This is a genomic window from Arcicella aquatica (assembly GCF_034928825.1).
GTDB classification, from domain to species: domain Bacteria; phylum Bacteroidota; class Bacteroidia; order Cytophagales; family Spirosomataceae; genus Arcicella; species Arcicella aquatica.
This window is the reverse complement of sequence record NZ_JAYFUL010000006.1, coordinates 39,430-54,904: the sequence shown is the minus strand read 5'-3', so window position 1 is coordinate 54,904 and position 15,475 is coordinate 39,430. Positions and strand designations below refer to the sequence as shown.

General features: G+C 38.3%; 22 protein-coding genes. All 22 read left to right on the top strand.

Features of this window, described 5'->3' with window-relative positions; translation table 11 throughout:
• The 22 genes from VB264_RS05275 (at nucleotide 1) to VB264_RS05170 (ending at nucleotide 15,426) form a co-directional block, all read left to right on the top strand.
• Nucleotides 1-618, top strand: a complete 618-nt coding sequence (locus VB264_RS05275) for a ParB N-terminal domain-containing protein (protein WP_323247397.1) — start codon at nucleotides 1-3, stop codon at nucleotides 616-618.
• Entirely contained in the window at nucleotides 609-1,340 is a 732-nt protein-coding gene (locus tag VB264_RS05270) for a GREB1-related protein (RefSeq protein ID WP_323247395.1), read from the top strand. The genes VB264_RS05275 and VB264_RS05270 overlap by 10 nt, the downstream gene beginning before the upstream one ends.
• 26 nt (nucleotides 1,341-1,366) lie before the next feature.
• Nucleotides 1,367-2,317 (top strand): hypothetical protein, encoded by a 951-nt coding sequence (locus tag VB264_RS05265; RefSeq protein WP_323247393.1) that lies wholly within the window; start codon nucleotides 1,367-1,369, stop codon nucleotides 2,315-2,317.
• Between the two features lie 127 nt (nucleotides 2,318-2,444).
• Nucleotides 2,445-3,140 (top strand): hypothetical protein, encoded by a 696-nt coding sequence (locus VB264_RS05260; protein WP_323247392.1) that lies wholly within the window; start codon nucleotides 2,445-2,447, stop codon nucleotides 3,138-3,140.
• A gap of 45 nt (nucleotides 3,141-3,185) precedes the next feature.
• Nucleotides 3,186-3,977: an N-6 DNA methylase gene (locus VB264_RS05255; protein WP_323247391.1), complete on the top strand. Its 792-nt coding sequence runs from the start codon at nucleotides 3,186-3,188 to the stop codon at nucleotides 3,975-3,977.
• 109 nt (nucleotides 3,978-4,086) lie between these two features.
• Nucleotides 4,087-4,269, top strand: a complete 183-nt coding sequence (locus tag VB264_RS05250) for a hypothetical protein (protein WP_323247390.1) — start codon at nucleotides 4,087-4,089, stop codon at nucleotides 4,267-4,269.
• Nucleotides 4,266-4,433, top strand: coding sequence for a hypothetical protein (locus tag VB264_RS05245; RefSeq protein ID WP_323247389.1), 168 nt, complete (start codon nucleotides 4,266-4,268; stop codon nucleotides 4,431-4,433). Before VB264_RS05250 ends, VB264_RS05245 begins: the two co-directional genes overlap by 4 nt.
• 59 nt (nucleotides 4,434-4,492) lie before the next feature.
• The gene (locus VB264_RS05240; RefSeq protein WP_323247388.1) at nucleotides 4,493-4,687 is read left to right on the top strand and encodes a SymE family type I addiction module toxin; all 195 of its coding nucleotides are present in this window, start codon (nucleotides 4,493-4,495) and stop codon (nucleotides 4,685-4,687) included.
• Entirely contained in the window at nucleotides 4,684-5,259 is a 576-nt protein-coding gene (locus VB264_RS05235) for an AAA family ATPase (RefSeq protein WP_323247387.1), read from the top strand. Before VB264_RS05240 ends, VB264_RS05235 begins: the two co-directional genes overlap by 4 nt.
• A 129-nt stretch (nucleotides 5,260-5,388) precedes the next feature.
• On the top strand, nucleotides 5,389-7,254 hold the full coding sequence (locus VB264_RS05230) for an AAA family ATPase (RefSeq protein WP_323247385.1): 1,866 nt from the start codon (nucleotides 5,389-5,391) through the stop codon (nucleotides 7,252-7,254).
• Nucleotides 7,255-7,320: 66 nt separating this feature from the next.
• Nucleotides 7,321-7,851 (top strand): hypothetical protein, encoded by a 531-nt coding sequence (locus VB264_RS05225; protein WP_323247382.1) that lies wholly within the window; start codon nucleotides 7,321-7,323, stop codon nucleotides 7,849-7,851.
• Nucleotides 7,838-9,364, top strand: coding sequence for a hypothetical protein (locus tag VB264_RS05220; protein ID WP_323247380.1), 1,527 nt, complete (start codon nucleotides 7,838-7,840; stop codon nucleotides 9,362-9,364). The genes VB264_RS05225 and VB264_RS05220 overlap by 14 nt, the downstream gene beginning before the upstream one ends.
• A 267-nt stretch (nucleotides 9,365-9,631) precedes the next feature.
• A complete protein-coding gene (locus VB264_RS05215) occupies nucleotides 9,632-9,922 on the top strand; it encodes a hypothetical protein (protein ID WP_323247378.1) in 291 nt (96 codons plus the stop codon).
• Nucleotides 9,923-9,939: 17 nt separating this feature from the next.
• Entirely contained in the window at nucleotides 9,940-11,235 is a 1,296-nt protein-coding gene (locus tag VB264_RS05210) for a hypothetical protein (RefSeq protein WP_323247376.1), read from the top strand.
• A gap of 2 nt (nucleotides 11,236-11,237) precedes the next feature.
• Nucleotides 11,238-11,432, top strand: a complete 195-nt coding sequence (locus VB264_RS05205) for a hypothetical protein (protein ID WP_323247374.1) — start codon at nucleotides 11,238-11,240, stop codon at nucleotides 11,430-11,432.
• Nucleotides 11,432-12,430 carry a DUF6712 family protein gene (locus tag VB264_RS05200; RefSeq protein ID WP_323247373.1) on the top strand — a complete coding sequence of 333 codons (999 nt, stop codon included), beginning with the start codon at nucleotides 11,432-11,434 and terminating at the stop codon, nucleotides 12,428-12,430. Before VB264_RS05205 ends, VB264_RS05200 begins: the two co-directional genes overlap by 1 nt.
• Before the next feature lie 75 nt (nucleotides 12,431-12,505).
• Nucleotides 12,506-13,150: a glycosyl hydrolase 108 family protein gene (locus VB264_RS05195; protein ID WP_323247371.1), complete on the top strand. Its 645-nt coding sequence runs from the start codon at nucleotides 12,506-12,508 to the stop codon at nucleotides 13,148-13,150.
• Entirely contained in the window at nucleotides 13,128-13,463 is a 336-nt protein-coding gene (locus VB264_RS05190; protein WP_323247369.1) for a hypothetical protein, read from the top strand. The genes VB264_RS05195 and VB264_RS05190 overlap by 23 nt, the downstream gene beginning before the upstream one ends.
• Before the next feature lies 1 nt (nucleotide 13,464).
• Nucleotides 13,465-13,734 (top strand): hypothetical protein, encoded by a 270-nt coding sequence (locus VB264_RS05185; protein ID WP_323247367.1) that lies wholly within the window; start codon nucleotides 13,465-13,467, stop codon nucleotides 13,732-13,734.
• Nucleotides 13,731-14,123: a hypothetical protein gene (locus VB264_RS05180; RefSeq protein WP_323247365.1), complete on the top strand. Its 393-nt coding sequence runs from the start codon at nucleotides 13,731-13,733 to the stop codon at nucleotides 14,121-14,123. The genes VB264_RS05185 and VB264_RS05180 overlap by 4 nt, the downstream gene beginning before the upstream one ends.
• On the top strand, nucleotides 14,117-14,950 hold the full coding sequence (locus VB264_RS05175) for a hypothetical protein (protein ID WP_323247363.1): 834 nt from the start codon (nucleotides 14,117-14,119) through the stop codon (nucleotides 14,948-14,950). The genes VB264_RS05180 and VB264_RS05175 overlap by 7 nt, the downstream gene beginning before the upstream one ends.
• 17 nt (nucleotides 14,951-14,967) lie before the next feature.
• Entirely contained in the window at nucleotides 14,968-15,426 is a 459-nt protein-coding gene (locus tag VB264_RS05170; RefSeq protein ID WP_323247361.1) for a hypothetical protein, read from the top strand.
• Nucleotides 15,427-15,475: the final 49 nt, after the last annotated feature.

Sequence of the window (15,475 nt, the reverse complement as noted above, 5' to 3'; positions counted from 1 at the left end):
ATGACTACACAACACCTAGAATGGCACGTTGAGCGGATTGCTTGGCGTGACATGATTCCTTTTGAGCATAATCCTAGAAAGATGAATGCGCAGACGAAGAAAAAACTTCGTGAGTCCTATCAAAAATTTGGCGATGTGGAAATACCAGTACTGGATTTCGACAATATGATTATTGCTGGTCATCAACGGCAATCTGTTAAAATGGCTAGTGGCTGTGGCGATGAGCTGGCCGACGTACGCAAACCCAACCGTAAACTTACTGAGCAGGAGTACAAAGAGTACAACATTATCTCCAACGCCTTGAAAGGTGATTTTGTTGGGGAGCTGTTGGCTGAACACTTTGCTAGTGTGGTGGAGCTGGACGAATATGGCTTGAATCTGGATGAATTGGACAAAGCACATAGTAAGGAAGCTTTGGTAAAGGATGAACCCGAATTACCCATTGTGCAAAAAATGTCTGAAAAGTACACGACGATAGTCATTGTCTGTACGAATGAGATTGACGAAAACCACTTGGCTGAAAAGCTAGGGATTGATACGATGAAGTGCTATAAGAGTAGCAAGGTTGGCTCAACGCATGTATTGAACGCTAAAAATGTGATAGAAAGATGGACTTAAAAATTGTAATTCCTTCGCATAAGCGGTTTGATAGGGTACTTACCACCAGTGCTGTGGCAGGTGCTATTTTGTGTGTAGAGGAATCTCAAGCAAAATTATATCGTGCGTGTAATCCCGATATTGAAATTGTTACTCATCCTGATTCCATTAAAGGTTTGGCGTTGAAACGTGACTGGATAATTAAGCATTTTGGGGATGTATTTATGCTAGATGATGATATCAGCGCTATGAAACGAGTTTATACCGAGAAAGGTGAAGAAACTACGGTTGAAGCGGAAACGGCTTCGGAAATTATCAGGGTGACGGCACAGGCCTGTAAGGATTCAGGGTTGTTTTTGTTTGGTTTCTCCTCGGCTCCTAACCCTATTGCCTTTAACTCTCTTAATCCTATCCAACTCTCAGGGTACTTCACTGGGTGTGCGCATGGGGTACTGAAAGGTTCAAAGCTTTGGTATAACCCAGAGATTATCTGTAACGAAGATTATTGGATTTCGTGTTTAAACGCCCATCACCACCGAGGTGGTTGGAAAGATACACGCTTTTACTTTGCTCAGAAAGATACGTTTGTGAACCGTGGGGGATTGGCTGAGTTTAGAAATATTGAAGCTGAACAAAAAGATTTTGAGTATTTACAGCAAGTTTTTGGGAAAGAAATTATTACCTTGAGGAAAAATCAGGGCAAGGCTCATGAGTTTCAGAAAAGCTTGAGATTGCCGTTTTAGGGGTATTGTTTTAGATGCACAATTTTATGGAAACATCACGTAATAATATTATAGTTCTATTAAGTACACATGATAGTATTCTTAATGATAAAACACCTAGAAAAAGTGTTAATAAAAATACTTTAGAAAATATTGCAAAAAATATTAATGGTAGCACACAAATTAAACCTATAATCATTCATGAATGGTTTTTTTTATCACCCTATACTAGACTGAACAATGCAGAAGTAGTAGAGAGTGAAGATGGACAATTCTATCTTATTGCTCAAAAGGAGCTTTCAAATAAGCAAGAAAGAATAACTTTAGAAGATGGTACTGTCCTTATTAAAGAATATTTTGAAAAAAAAGATTTCTCCCCCACTACTAGTGAGTTAGAAACTGTATTAAAAGATAAAATAACCATTAATGAAATTAGTGCTAGTGTAATTGGTCCTCTCAGTGAGAGTGAGAAATTAAATATACTTTTATTAATACACAGTGAGGTCTTTAGTGATTCAGGCACAATTATTACAATTGGTAAATATATTGTTGCATATTTGGGATTGAAGACTCTTTTACCAAAAATTCATGAAAAAATGTTAGATTCAGTCTCGGAAATCTGGACTGATATTTTCAAAAAACATGTGAAGGAAGCAGCAGCAAATTTCATTAAAAACTTTAATCATTCTACTAGTCCGAAAGCATTCATTTTTTCAATATCTGATGATATAAAAATAGAACTTTTTATCAAATATGAAAACTTAGATGATGCTGTTTCGGCATTAGATAAAGAAAAAATTTTATTAATTAAATCAAAAATTGAAACTTTAAAAAAAACCTTAAAACCAGCTAAAATTCAATTTCTTTATACTAAAGAAAATAAATGGGAGCTGAACTATATCTTAACACATCTTGGTGAAGTTATTGGAACAGAAAAGTCTTGTGATTTAAGAAATATAGTATACCGGGAACTTAATAATGAATTTCTTAATACCTAATAAAAACCTTGCCAAAAAAACTGCCTAATCCTGCCATATCAGCAGGATTTTTTTTTCTGTTATCCGTTCTGTTGGGAGAAATTTACAGTATCAAAAAACAATTAATCAACTGTAAATCAACTCAATAATGAACATCCAAACGGCAGCAGTAAAGGAACAGTCGAAGGTTCGTAAGAACATGGAACGCTATATCCAAGTAACGGGTAAGAGCGAAGCCGACTATAATGCATGGGCTACTCAGATAGGCCGACAAATGCACATCAATACCTTAGATAAATTGATTTGTGCGAAAATGAATATCTACAGTATTTCTCATCTTAGTTACCTCAGCACGGAAATTAATGAATACATGACGCCTGACTTGGTGGATGTGTATTTGTTTGAAAATTCTATCAATCCACTTGAAATTGGCAAAATGTGGAAAGATGCCAAATTGGATGCTATGGCATGGATGGATAAAAACAGCGTTATTGACGAATTTTTGATACCATTTCCCAAGGCTGACTTTGAACGTTGGGGTGATAAAAATGTATTGGGCGATGTGTCAAAAAGTTGGTTTTCAAAATCGGGCTTGAACCTTGACACACAAGTACAGGAAATGAATACTGTTACTGGGTTGGGTATTGAAATTGAAGATGTAATCGAGTTTGTCAAAACCTATCGCCGAAATTCGTATGTTTCGCCTCCAGCTCAGAAAGTGAAGGCTTTGGAAGAACGCTGGCGAGCATTGACCAGCTTTGCGGTGAAAGATTATTATATCGATCACCTGATAAAAGCCAATAGTTATCAACCGACAATCGAAACCAACGACGTACCATTTTAACCCACCAGAGCCACTCGACCGAGTGGCTTTTTTTATTTACTCATTATGAATTTAGCACAAGAAGTACCGAAGGAACTAAAAAAGTTTGCGGCGGTAATGGATAAACTCGCCTATCGGAATGGTAGCTATAGCGATGTTTTTAGCGATAACCTAGATTATATGCTAGCCTGTTTTTTGACCACAGGCGACAAAGAAAGAGCGGAACAATTGCAGAAAAAATATAAGGGCGAGTATGCCTTATTTGACGAACTACTGAAAGAATACATCATGTGTATGAATGATGTTTTGGGAGGGAATAAAAGTTGGTATGATGGTCTGGGGACTATCTACGAAACGATTTCTAGTCATTGGAAGTCGTCGGCCTTGGGGCAATTCTTTACACCTTGTGCGTTGGTAGATGCCATGACTTTTATGACCCTTGGCGAAGATGAACAGGGATTTGGCAAAAGGGTATTAGACAACTGTTGTGGCTCAGGAAGAATGTTGATATCGGCTCATGCGCATGCTCCGGGCAATTATCAATTTGGTAGTGACATTGACCCAATTTGTACCAAAATGACGGCCATTAATATGATGCTCCACGGATGTGTGGGGGAAGTGAGCTGTATGGACTCGCTGGCCTACACTTGGAAGTTTGGCTATAGAATTAATACACATTTAAACCGAGTGGGTGTACCAACGATAGAACATATCGAAAAATTTGAGGATAGTTACTTCTATGTAAAAGACAAAGAATGCAAGGTAGTTGAGCCACCGAAGCCCAAAGAAAGAGGGAAATACGAGCCTGCCAAAATGGAACCTACCATCCTGCAAAATGGGCAAATGAGCCTGTTTTAGCCTTGCCAAATTTACTGCGGCTGACTGCCATATCAGCAGGTTTTGCGTTTCTGAAACTTGATAATCTGGGAGAAATTTACAGTATCAAATCAATAACAACAATACAATAATGGACACAAAATTAGGATTAAAAAAGAAATTACGCATGGCTAGCGTAATGCGTTTCGCATGGAAATTATTCCGCAAAGGGATGGTTAGTTTTTCGCTCAGCTTAAAAATTAGCTGGCAGTTGGAGCTGGGTAAGCTTTCTTATACAGCAGTTTCTAAACACTTAAAAATGATGAAACGATGATAAAAAGAAGAGACTTTGAAAAAATGACGAAGGCTGAACAAAAAGTGTTTTTGGAGCTTGTAGGTAACTACCAAGTAAAAGTAACCAAACGGAAATCAGAACAAAAGCGTGTGAGTGATATGCCATTGTTTGCGCCTCCAGCTCCCAAGGAGCTATTTGACTAAAAAAGAAAAAGCCCAAGTGACGAGCTTGGGCTTTGATTACTGCAAATAAATTTACAATAATGAACGGGACAAAAATAATTGAAAAAAACAGAAAAATAAAGGTTTCACGCAGATATGTTAAAAGCATCTGGAAAGAAACGAAAGTGCCTAAAATAGTGATTGCGGGGCAATACCTACGTGACGCAGGATTTAAGGTAGGCTATGATGTAAGTGTAAATATAGAACAAGGAGTAATAACCATCAAAATGATATGAGTCAGCATAAAATAATTACGAATAAGGGCTATGAAGGTAGCGAGGTGATATCGGCTTTACAGAAGTGTATCCGTAGGGGTTTGGAGAAAGAAGCGTTGTTTTGGGCCGTGGAGCTGTTTGATAGTGGCTATGGGGAATGGTGCTTTAAACGCTTGCGTATAATGAGTAGCGAAGATGTGGGATTGGCAGAGGAAAATATCTCTTCAGAGATTTGGGCTTTGTATGAAATGTATCGAGAGCAGGCCAAAAAGAAGGATGATAAGAATGAGCCGCAGCGGTTGTTTTTGACTCATGCGGTTATCAAGCTTAGTCGTTCAAAAAAGAGTAGGCTTGTAGATTGGGCGTTGATTTGGGCTTGGCTTTCTCATCCCTTCAGACGTCCGCCAGTGCCTGATGTTGCCTTGGATAAACATACTGAAAGAGGTAGACGCCTGGGCAGAGGATTTGGGCATTTCTTTGAGGAAGGTACGCTTTTGAATCCGCATGAGAAGCAACTGAATGAGGATGAGTATAGGGAGCTGGCTAAGGGGGCAATTGAGAATAAGAATGGTGGGTTTAATTTGTTTGAGTAGAGAGTTAACATATCGAAATAAAAAAGTCCGTTAAAGCATTTTAACGGATTTTTTTATTTAATATTAGAAAAGAAATATCTAAATAAATAAGGTTCTCAACATTGTATAAAATTTAAACAATTTCACAAAATGATTCTAACAGTAAAATCAAATGGGATGGTTTTAAAAGATTCTCCCGAAATTAAATTAAATAAGTTCACGGTATTAATGGGAGAAAATGGTTCAGGGAAAACACAATTATTGAATTGTATAAAAGAGAATCCTCTACCTCGTCGTAATTATTCGGATGAAATCATTAATACTTCCATACAAAAACATTCTGGGGGATTTTATAATAATATTGTTTTAACCTTACCTGGCATCACAGAACCACCTGAAAATAAAATTAGTCCAAGTATCTTTTACGAATCTTTTCAAAATGAATGGGAACAATTAATACCTATTCTTTATGCAAGTGACTTTGCAATAGACCCAAATCTTGATATTAAAAACATTGGACATGAAGCACTGAATATGAATGATAAAATAGAGCAATTCGTTTCTAAAATGATAACAAATCCATATCCTAATCACAGCATCAGGAAGGTTGTTAATTCTGACATAATAAAAACTATTAAGTTGAAAAATAATACAAAAAAAACATCCTTAAATATAAATTTCAATGATTTTATTATTTTTTATGAAACTTCTAATAGCGTTTTTTCTCCCTACATAGATTTACTTTTTCACCAATTTGAATTAAAAAAGAAATATTACCCAGAGTTAGTTGAAGGGCAAAAACCACCTTTAGTACTTTTTAATGAAATACTGCAATCTGCTAATTTTAGATATCTTGCTAAATATACTTTCACTAGTGATAATGAATTTAATGGTAATGTCACTCTAGTTGATATTGATAATAACAATATTATAAGTTTTGAAAGTTTATCTTCTGGAGAAAAAACTATCATGGCACTTATATTTACTTTATATAGCTCTACATCAGGTGGTGCATTTCCTGAATTAATTCTGTTTGATGAACCCGATGCACATTTACACCCTTCAATGGCTCAAATGTTTTTAGATGTAGTCCAAAATGTTTTAGTGAAAAAAAATGGCGTTGATGTGATAATGACAACACATTCTCCTTCTACTGTGGCTCTTTCACCAGAGGAGTCGATTTATTACATGAAAAGGGATATTGGTTATCCTGTAAAAATAAGTCGAGAAGATGCCATAAATTCTTTAATCTATGGTATTAGTGGGTTATTTGTCTCATATGAAAATAGAAGACAAGTATTTGTCGAGAGTGCTAACGATGTGCTTTTTTATGATAAAATATATAGTATACTTAAAGATAAATTAAATCCTAAAATTCATTTGAGTTTTATATCAGCAGGAGACTCAAGAACGAACAAACATGGGATGCCTGTTACTGGTTGTGCACAAGTGAAACATATTACAAAAACTTTGACGGACTCTGGAAATAATCTAATTTGGGGTATTGTTGATAGAGATGAATCCAATACTAATGTAGAACATACATTAGTATTCGGAAATAAATCAAGATATAGATATGCTATCGAGAACTATCTTCTCGATCCAATTTTACTGGGTGTCCTTTTAGTAAAAGAAAACATAATGACTCTTCAAGATTTTGACTTAGAATATGAGAATTTTGAAGATATAAATCAATTTACGAATGATGATTTTCAACATATTGCTGACATTATTCTGGATATAATTGACCCTATTATTGATACTAGAGATGATGTGAATTTAATTAAAACTATCCTAATGAATGGGATGACAATTAATTTGCCGACTTGGTTCACTGAGCATCGTGGGCATAAATTAGAAGACCTGATAGTTGATACCTTTCCCGACTTAGACAAAATAAAAGGGAAAAAAGAAAACGCTCTAAAACTTGAAATTATCAAAAAAGTAATTATTCCCACACCAGGACTACTAGCTATAGATTTTTTTGAAACTTTCAAATATATCGAGGATAATTAAACTTCTATCCTACCAACTTTAAAAAGTCTGTTACAGTTTTGTGACAGACTTTTTTTTTATGCACCTATGAATGAATTAACAAATTTAGAGAACGACCTTGAGCCACGTTCGCCCGACAAACTGGATAAGTATAAGGATTACTTATTGGGTAGAGGTAAATTGACACCTAGTGAATTGAAAATGCTAGAGAAGTACCGTAAAGCCTTTAGCTGGCGATGTAAAGGCTTTTCACCGCAGCACGTCAAACAGATGATGATGCAGGATGAGGGTAGTCAGTATGCGCAAGCTGCTAGAATACTTCAGGAAGCGACGGAGCTGTATGGCCGTGTTGAGGAAATTGATGCGGAAGGTACCAAACGAATACTGATTGAAAACTTGTATTTGGCGATGAGTATTGCCATTCGTGAGAAAGATGCCAACGCCGTGATTTCTACAGTAAAAGAAATTGGTAAGCTGTCTAACGTTTACAACGACCAACCGCAATTGTCTCCAGCTGATTTGATGCCGAAACGAACCATTGTGTTTAATCGGGTGACGGTCAACAACAATTACTCAAGCACAGATGAGGGAAAGGAGGATGAATATGAAATCGTCTAACGTTGCTGAAATTTCCCTTAATCCCTTGCAAGCCGATTTTTTGGAGGCTTTTATGAATAATTTGGCGGACGTGCCAGACCCGAAGGATACCCGTGGCTGGGGTTTTTCTGGTGGTTGGCGTGCCACTGGTCAGTGTGGTCGTGGGTTTGGTAAATCTCACTTATTGTGTCATGTGATAGCCCTTTCGGCTAGTGAATTGCCAAGGGCTAGAGCTGGGTTGGTGGGTTTGACCTTACGTCAGGTATCAGATGTAATTCTTTCGCAATCTGCTGAAGTGTTTAAGCAGTGGGGGTATGAAGAATATGACGCTAAAACTGGCATAGGTTGTTATGTCGTGAACCAGCGTCCTCCTACTCATTGGAAAAAGTCACACCATCCGCTTAGAAAATATGATAACTGTATCTGTTTTGCCAATGGTTATACCGTAGAGTTTTTATCAGTTGGTCAGATTCAAGCAAAAAGAGGTACAAATTTGGATCAACTTTTTATTGATGAATCGGCCACTATTAAAGAAGAACATTTTAACAAAATCTTGCGGCCTACTGTACGTGCCAATAAGTATGTTTATTCAGATACTAGACCAGGGCGGAAAGGTTTTAATCATCCGTTACACTGGGCGATTATTGATTTTACTTCAGCTCCTTGGCTCCCTGAAGGACGTTGGATTTATAAAACCGAAGATTTAGCGAAACAGAAACCGCATAAGTATTACTATATGCAGGGTTCGGCTTTTGATAATGCCATGTTTTTGCCCGGGAATTATATTGAGGACCAGCGAGAGATATTGGACCCGCTGAGTTTTGAGGTTGAGATTATGAATAAGCGTAGGACCAGAAATCCGAACTCTTTTTATTCGGCTTTTGGTGATAAGCACGTTTATTTAGACTATGATAAGGGTGATTATGACCCCAATAGAGGGCTTGAAATAAGCTTTGATTTTAATGCCAAGTTTACGAGTGTGTCTATATGGCAAGATTTTGGGGCTGAATTTAAGTGTATTGATACGATGTATGTGAAGGAAGCTGAAGACAGTCTTCTGGTCAATAAGCTTATCAATGATTTTATTATCAAGTATAATGAGCACCGTAATAAGAAGGTGTATATCTATGGTGATAATGGAGGGTCTAAAAAGGATGCTAATAGAAAGCCTTATTTTGAGGACATTAAAAAGGCCTTGCGTAAGGATAAATGGCTAGTATTTGATGAGGTACAATTGAGCTATCCACCCTACAACATACGCTATAAGGTGGTTAATGAGATATTAAAAGGGGCTGTTACTAAAGTGCCCACCATTGCAATCAATGGCTGGTCTGCTAAAGCAATGGTTATGTCTCTTCAAGATGCGCCAATCATTGGAGACAACTTTGAGAAGGACAAGAGCTCAGAGAGCAAACCAATTCCACAGGAATATGCAACACACTTAAGCGATACATTCGATTATATTATCTATAGAAAGTATGCTCGTTACGTTTCGATATCAACGTCAAAATCCAAACCCTTCGTATTCAAGTAAACACCCATTTGAAAACTGGCATACCCAGTTACAGATTCATATATTCTTTTTTTTCAAATTGGCGTACGCCAAAATGTTCAAGTGCGTGCGTTTCAATCGACTAAAGGGATAGAATTTTTGGGGGTGTTTTGAGTTTAAGTTTTTGGTAGTCAGTGGGTAAGGTGTTTTGTGGAGTAGAATTGGGTTGGATTTGGGGGGTAAATAGTTTTGTCCTATGATGATTTTGATGGAAATGCCATTTTTGTGACACAAAACCGAGGAAATTGAATGTATTACAAAGATGCGTATCACCAATATCAGCTTTCGGGGAAAGGGAATGGTTTTCCTGAATCCTTTGATATTGTGTATACAAGAGCAGATGGAAGCTTTGGTGAAAAGAAGGGTTGTAAGCGTAGGCCTAGTGGCGTAAGTAAACCTAAAAAGGATTTATCATCTATCAAGTATGAAAACCGCCAAGCTGGTAAATGGTACTTGTGGCATCCTGATGCTGGGAATTTTGATATTCATGCCTGCGGGCTTATCTCATTTAATGGTCAGCCGATTGACCACAGATTTTAGTAATTAGTTGTACACCTATGATAAATAAAGTTGGTAAAACCGTCTTCATTGGCGATGAAAAGACTGCTGCTATCAGTGTTGCGAATCGGAATGATTCCAACACTGGTGGGGCAAACTATACGGCGACTAAGAAAACCGTTAAGATTGGGAATCAATCTGTTGATATTTATCCGTGGGGTAAGAATAACAAGAAGCCTGCTGAAATGATGGATTTGCTGGCGTCTAATGCGGACTTAATCAATTTGCTGGATACTCGTAAGGACTTTCTTTTTGGGGCTGGTATTGGCGTTTTTGAGGAACGTTATGACGGTGACACTTACGTATTATCGCCTATTGAGCCATCAAAGTATCCAAAACTTAAAGCTTTCTTAGATAAGAACGATTTGAGTGAATACAACGAATCAGCAGGGAGCCATGTGGTGGATACGGCTAACCTTTTTGTGAATATCAGTATTGATACTGACAAGATTCCAAGCCTTGCAACTTTAGACCCTCTACTGATGCGAGCGAATAGGGAGTTAAAACTTGGACGGGTGCAAAGTTATTTGACTAGTCCCGACTGGGCGAATAATACCATTAAGAATGTTGTCAGTACGCCTGCACTATTACCAGGAGCAGATTTAAATAAAATTGGTGAGTATATCGCTCATGTAAAGCGTACACAGTCAGGGCAATTTTATTATAGCTATGCTACTTGGTGGGCGATTGAAAAGATTATTAAAATCGCTAATCGCCTGTGGGATTTTCATGCTAACGGACTGGATACGGAGTATAACGCTACTAATATTGTTCGGGTAGCTGGCGAATATTTTAGGAAGTTCGGTGAAGAATTTGAAGGCGGTGAAGATGCTTTTCGGAATGAGTTCTGGGAAAACATTGATAGCTTATTGTCTGGTGGTGAAGGCACTAACCGAATTTTAGCGGATGAATGCGAAATGGGTCCGAATGGTTTAATTCCTTGGATTGAGATTGCTCCGATTCCAAAAGGCATTAAAGGCGACGAATACCTGAAGCTTTACGAAACGACGATTCTTTCGATTGCCAATGCTTCAGGCGTTTTGTCAAACTTGGCTGGCGTATCAAATGGTAAAATCATGGGTGGGTCAGGCTCGGAACTTCGTGTATCAGCTGAATTTCAACAGCAGTACAGAACGCCTCGTGAGCGTCAGATGATTTTACGTGTATTGAACCGTACCATCAAACCCCTACTAGAATTACCTGATAATGTAGTTTTTGCTTATAAAAATATCATTCTGCAAACCTTGGATAAAAACCCGACTGGTTCGCAGAAAACAACTTCTAACGCTTCATAATTATGTTTTGGCAAATTGTTTGGCTGGTTCTTCAGCTGGTTATTTTAGGGGTGGTATCAATGGGTACTCGTGTACAATTGAACCGTGGTGATATTTCGGTATTGAGTGCGGCTAGTACCGTAATTGGTACATTGGTGTACTGCTTACTCAATGATTTGATTCTAGTGTTTGGGGGATTTTTTAACTGCTTTTTCTGATGCTGATTCGTAACGTAGAGGAATTAAGGAAATACCTTGGAAGGGCTGTAAATGCAAGCTTTGAAATTGAATCACTTCAACCATTTATCGAATTGGCTGAGGATGAGTACCTAAAAAAAGGCTTAGGCTTGGTGTATTTCAATGAATTAAATAACCAAGTAAACGGCACTGGTAGCGTTCAGCTATCTGCTAATAACGCTTTTATTTTGCCATACATCCAACGTGCTTTGGCGTTCTATACCTATCATTTGTATTTACCTTATGCCATTGGAAATGATGGCGATAATGGTTTGCAAGAAACGGAGACCGACACCACTAAGCCCGCCAGAATTGGAGTACTAGAAAAAAGGCAGCGTGCTACTATCGAAAATGCTTCAAAGGCAATGGAAACGGTGTTGGAATTGCTTTTTGCTGAACCTAATAAATACCCAACCTTCTGGGGTTCTGCTTTTGGGATTGCATTCAAAAAGTCTTGGTTTGGTACAGCAGAGCAATTGTCAAATGCTTTACCGCTGGTAGATTGTTCTTATCGTTTATTGCTAACGCTTAACAAATATTTTGTGTGGGCTGAAACGGCAAGACTTCAACAAATTGTCGGTATTGAGATTATGACAATGCTAAAAAATTACCATTTGACCCCGAATTTAGTGACTGGCATGGCTGACCTTTACCGACTTTCAAGGCAATATTTAGCTTGGGCTGCATACGAAGAAGCACTGTTGTTTTTGAATGTGGTACAGCTGGGCAATGGTGGATTACGAGTGCTATCAGAATTTGATGGTATCAACAATACGAAAGCTCCAGACCAGAACACTTGGATGGAATATAAACGAAATATTGACACCAGAACATCTTCTGCCAGAGCTGATTTAATAGGTTTCCTAAACAAGAATGCTGATAATTTTCCAACCTTCAAAACCAGTATTTTGTATAAGGCTGAAAGCCAAAGTCGATTGCCCGATAACAAAAAATATCGTTCGGTTTTTAGAATGAAGTGATTTTGGCTTTAGGCTGTAGGCGATAGGCTTTAGGCTGGAAGCTTTGATATTTTCTATTTTTACTACATCTATCTTATGAAATTTTTAAAGACTTTATTAGTATTTACACTTTTATGGTGTTCATTTTTTCACAGTTATTCAGCCGTTTTTGACCCGTTCTACCCTAGAATTATCCAATCTGAAGGGATTTATTTTGTGATGATTCAGTACGATAGAGGTGGCGCCACAAAGTTTGGGGTAACCTTGGTCGTATATGACAAATGGTGTAACAAAACCAAGCTCATTTTTGTGGTATGTGATAAGGACAAAAACGGCAAAATAGACGCCAATGATTTACGCCTAACCACTTTAAACGACATGAAGCCCATCTACCAGCGCCAGTACTGGGATTTTTTCAGGTTGTCTGAGGTTAAAAATCAAGCAGTCGCCGAAATCATTTCTGATATGATTATCAATTGTGGTACTGGCAAGGATGATAAACATATCAAAGTCATTCAAAAATATTTAGGCATTCAGCAAGACGGGGTGATTGGGAGCAAGATGCTGAAAAAATTAAACCAGGCTAATCAGTCAAAATTATATCATTATATCTACACCTATCGAGCGGGATACTACCGAAAAATTGGCGTAGGGAAACAAAGCAAATTCTTGAAGGGTTGGCTTAATCGAATTTCAAAACTTAAAAAACTACATCACAATGAAAAGTATCTTATTTCTTAGCGTGTTGACGCTATCGGTCTTTTGGAGCTGTTTGAATGAACAGGGTGTAAAACCATCAATAAAAACACCCAATGCAGAATCTGGCCTACAAAAAGTTGCCAAAATCACCTATATCAAACAGCAAATTGATACGGTGGAGCGATTCCAAGAGGGGCTTTGTGATACCTGTGTGGCAAGTTACAAGGCGGTGATTATCGAAAACCGTTTGCTGGCCAAGCGTATTTCAGAGCAAAACTTTGAAATGCAAAAGATGATTTTGCACAATGATTCTATCATTAATGCGCCTCCCACCTTTTTAGCTACCTACCGATGAAATGGCTCAACTTATTATTAACACGCCTACCGATGGCGATGCCGTTTGGTTGTGGGAGCTTTGTAAAAAGCTGGGTTACGGGGTGGAAGCTGTACATTTTGGGGATTGCCCTCTTCCTGATTGGAATAGTGGCGACGTCGTACTGGAAAAGGAAAAAGTTTATGGTAAAGGCGCAGGCAGAGAACCTGTATTATATGCCAGAAACTTTGGAAAAAACCAACATTGCCGAAAAGAAAGTAACCACATTATTAAAAAAATCACAAAGCTATGAAGCTAAAAAAGATTCTTTACACCTGGTTATTGATAAGCTTGATAACGACGGTTTGCAATGGGCAATTGATACAGCGTTCAACTACAGACAGCCTCCGTAAGCTCATTCCCAAGGGTTATGTATTACTAACAGAAGATGGCGCCAGAGAAGCGTTGAAAGCCAAAGTAGACGCTACAATTTATAAGCTACAGCTGGGCATTAAAGACTCAGTACTGGTCGAAAAAGATATTATCATTTCGGCCAAAAATGAGGAAATCCGCCAACGTGAATTTATATCGATTGAAAGTGAAAAGGCACTTAAAAAAGCTAACAGACAGCTGACCTTTAAGACCATTGAAGTCTGGACGTTGAGAGCAGCTTTAGTACTGAAAATTTTAAGCGTATGGTAGAGGTACAAATCAACAAGAAAAAATTTACGATGCCTGAGCGTTGGGATGAATGCACGCTGGAGCAAATCTCAAAGCTTTCGCCATTGACACAATGGAAAGTGGATGAAATTACCCAAAGCGAACATGAGTATGCGGTTTGTGTGCTGATGGGATGTAGTGATAAATTTTGGCAGCGCTTAGAGCTGGAGTTACCGCAATGGTACAAGCTCAAAGAAGTAGCCAATTTTGCTTTTGCTGAAAAAATTGTTGAGCAGCCGTTTCCAAGTTTTGTGCATTTGGGTACTGAATACCTAGTGTTTCAGGAAGGATTTGCCGATACGGATGCCGTGGATTTGGCTTGGGCAAATATGCAGTATTTGGCTTTTGCCAATCCTGATGCTCCGAACGTGGTTGCCTTGGATGAGCTGATTGCTACGCTTTGCAGGCCTCGCAGAAAAGATTTGCTAACCTTCAGAGAATCAAAGGAATGGGACGGTGATGAAAGAGAGGTGTACAACGGTCAAAGAGTAAAAGCCAGGGCGAAGGAATTAAAGACTTTACCCTTTGGGTTAAAGGTGGCGATACTGCAATATTTTGAAGCGCAAAACAGCCTGTTTCTGGAAAATTACTCTCAAATGCTTGGTGATGATGGCAGAGAACCACGATACGGAAACGGGATGGGTTGGGTAACGATGCTGATGAGTGTGGCGGAAAAAGGCACGTTTGGAAACTTTGAAAGTGTATGTTATCAAAACGTACACCTGATTTGGGCAAAGTGTTTAGATGATACATTGGATGTAAAGGAACAAGAAAAGCAGCTGGAGGCACAGCGATTTAAAAACTCATGATAACAAATTTTTCAGAAATGGTCGCCTTCCTGAAGGGACAAGCAGAATCCACGGCTGGCGTTGTGGATTTTGTGCATGTAGGGTCTGGAGAGATTCTAGTAGGTAGAATTGGCAAATACTACGAAGCTAGGTACAAAGTAGGTCAGGCGGTGTTTATTGATACTTCAGAAGGCTTTTTAGATGATTCAGACACCTCAAACGTTCGGCTAACCTTTCTGCTTGGCGTCACGATTTTAAGTAAAGCCAAGGCAACTCCAGAAATACAAGATGCTATTTGGAATGATACGCTAACCAGTATGATTGGCTTTATTGGCAAGCTTCGCCATGAAGAAAGAGAGACTGGGGACTTTGAAATGGCAGTAGTAGAAAACCGTCTGAATCAAGTCTCAAAAGTAGTTAACGCCGACGTGATGGGCTGGCGGAATGAAATAATGTTCACGTTCAATGTTAATGAGCTCTATTGTAGTTGTGATTGAGTGAATGAGTGAGCTAGTGATTTAAAAAAGTAATCGCTCATTCACTCAT